At 36.3% G+C, this 2,108-nt stretch carries 3 protein-coding genes; 1 reads left to right on the top strand and 2 read right to left on the bottom strand.

Going from position 1 to position 2,108, the window contains the following annotated elements; genetic code table 11:
* Positions 1-119: 119 nt before the first annotated feature.
* Positions 120-593 carry a hypothetical protein gene (locus VMW81_01450; protein ID HUU49606.1) on the bottom strand — a complete coding sequence of 158 codons (474 nt, stop codon included), beginning with the start codon at positions 591-593 and terminating at the stop codon, positions 120-122.
* 87 nt (positions 594-680) lie between these two features.
* On the opposite strand from VMW81_01450, the gene VMW81_01445 reads away from it, so the two are divergent.
* Positions 681-1,655: a glycosyltransferase family 9 protein gene (locus VMW81_01445; protein ID HUU49605.1), complete on the top strand. Its 975-nt coding sequence runs from the start codon at positions 681-683 to the stop codon at positions 1,653-1,655.
* A gap of 149 nt (positions 1,656-1,804) precedes the next feature.
* Here VMW81_01445 and VMW81_01440 read toward each other — a convergent pair.
* Positions 1,805-2,108: hypothetical protein (locus VMW81_01440; protein HUU49604.1), on the bottom strand; the 304-nt coding region annotated here is incomplete at its 5' end.

The raw sequence follows: 2,108 nt of genomic DNA, 5'->3' as shown, positions 1-2,108 counted from the left end.
AATACCTTGATTTCCTGCCCATAAGAGAAATTACCGGTCGGTATGAATATAAAAAGAATAGCTATGATTAAAATGAAGATGAGCTTTTCAAGGATCAACTTTTTCATTTTCATATTTTTTTATTGTTGTTCCTTTGTTTTTTCGGATGATTTTTGAGGATAAGACCTTATATAAATCAATGATTTATCCTTAAGAGTCATAAATACAGGGCTCTTTTCAACATAGGGCCAAAGCTCTTTTTTCAGGTTTTTATTAATCCACTGGGTTGTTGCTGTGAGTGTATCAAGGGTAGGGATTTTGCTTTTATATACGAGAATCCATACAACATCAGCATTGTTATCCCTTCTTACCTTTAATGTCACATCTTTTATAATCTCTTTGATGATCTCTTCAGTTAACCCCTCTTTTATATAGACCTTTGCAGAGTATTTCCCTACCTGACCGTGGCTGAAGTCCTGTACGGATAAAATTTCATAAATGGATTCGGTTTTCTCGCCTCTGCTACACCCCAAAAAAAGAAATGGGACAAAAAGGCATAATATGAAGATATTCTTTGAGATAAGATTTTCTGATAGGATTTTTATTCTTTTCATATTCTAAATTTAAATGGGAAGAGGGGGGTTGTCAATGAATAAAAGAAATAGAAATAGGTTGGCTTTTATAATATATTTATATTTATCATGGACCAAAAGAAGAGAGACTTTGAAAAAATAAAAGAGATATTGATCATCCGAACAGGCGCTATTGGAGATATTATTTTATTTTTACCGGTACTTCGTGCCATTCGAAAAAGATTTCCTGATGCCTCTATTGAGGTGATGGGGCAGAGAGATCGGCTCTCTCTTTTAGAGGACAGCTGTTATGTTGATAAGATTGTATCCATAGAGGATAGGGACTTATTCTCTCTGTTTGTCAAAGATGCCAATCCTAAAGATGTTCTTCTTCAATATCTTAATCGATTTGATTTGATATTCTCTTTTATAAAGGAAGAGGATTTTTCGAACAATATCAAGAAATTTTGTAAGGGGAATGTAATATCAATCCCTCCTTTTCCTCCAGATGAATGGAAAGGGCATATCATCGATTATCTTTTAGATTCCCTGAAAAAATACGGGATTGAATCAAGTAATAAAACTCCTGAGCTTTATATAGGTGTGGATACAAAAAAAATGGCTGAAGATTTTTTGAAAACACAAGGTATCAACCCAGTCCGTGATACTATTTTTGCGATTCATCCGGGAAGCGGGAGCAAAAAGAAGAACTGGCCTCTAAAGAAATTTTCTGAAGTAGCGACATGGATGAGAGAGAAATACACTGCAAAGATTCTCCTGATACTTGGTCCAGCTGAGGAGGGAATGGACGGAGAAATTTTTGATATGATAAAAGAAATAAATCCTGTCCTAGCCAAGAACCTTCCTTTAAAGCTCTTATCCGGCTTAATCGCTTCATGCAAACTTTATATCGGGAACGATTCAGGAATTACGCATATATCAGCAGCGTTAGGAATCCCAACCATATCCCTCTTCGGCCCTACAGACACAGATATCTGGGGAACTAAGGGAAAAAAAGTAGTTATTTTAAAAGGAGACATGGATTCCATTGCTACTGAGGAGGTGAAGAAAGGGATTGAGTTGTTAGTTGAATCTGAAGAGTGAGAGCATTTGATTTAAACAGTAAAACTTAATAATCCGCATCTGCTAATAAAAAAAAGAAAAAGGCAGAGTCAATTTTGACTCTGCCTAATATTTTATATATTAACTTTCCTTAACCCTTCTCCTGTGCTGTTGAATAGGATCAGGAAGGCCTATCTCTTCTTTTTCTTCTTCTCCTTCGGCTCTGGCGGGCAAATGACTACAACCCTCCAGTGTGCAGTGTAATACGAAACATATTTTTTTTTGCCAAGTTCTTGCGTATGAAGATGTTTTACTATTGGTTTTTTATGACCAGCCAGCGTTTTTGGCTGACATCGTGTAGGACATAAACGATTTCTATCCGCGTCTACTAATGGCTGGGCTGTATTTTCTGCCGTAATTTTTGCAGCATCTTTGGCTTTTTGTGCAGTTGTTCCGTATTCATATGCCAAGACGGTACCCGTATAGGGATTACTT

Source organism: Nitrospinota bacterium (assembly GCA_035528715.1).
GTDB lineage: Bacteria > JADFOP01 > JADFOP01 > DATKYB01 > DATKYB01 > DATKYB01.
The sequence above is the reverse complement of the archived record's forward strand: the minus strand, read 5'-3'. Positions and strand labels throughout refer to the sequence as shown.

Coding starts and splice junctions, on each gene's coding strand:
- VMW81_01445 (HUU49605.1), top strand. CDS start 681: ATGGACCAAAAGAAGAGAGACTTTGAAAAAATAAAAGAGATATTGATC.
- VMW81_01450 (HUU49606.1), bottom strand. CDS start 593: ATGAAAAGAATAAAAATCCTATCAGAAAATCTTATCTCAAAGAATATC.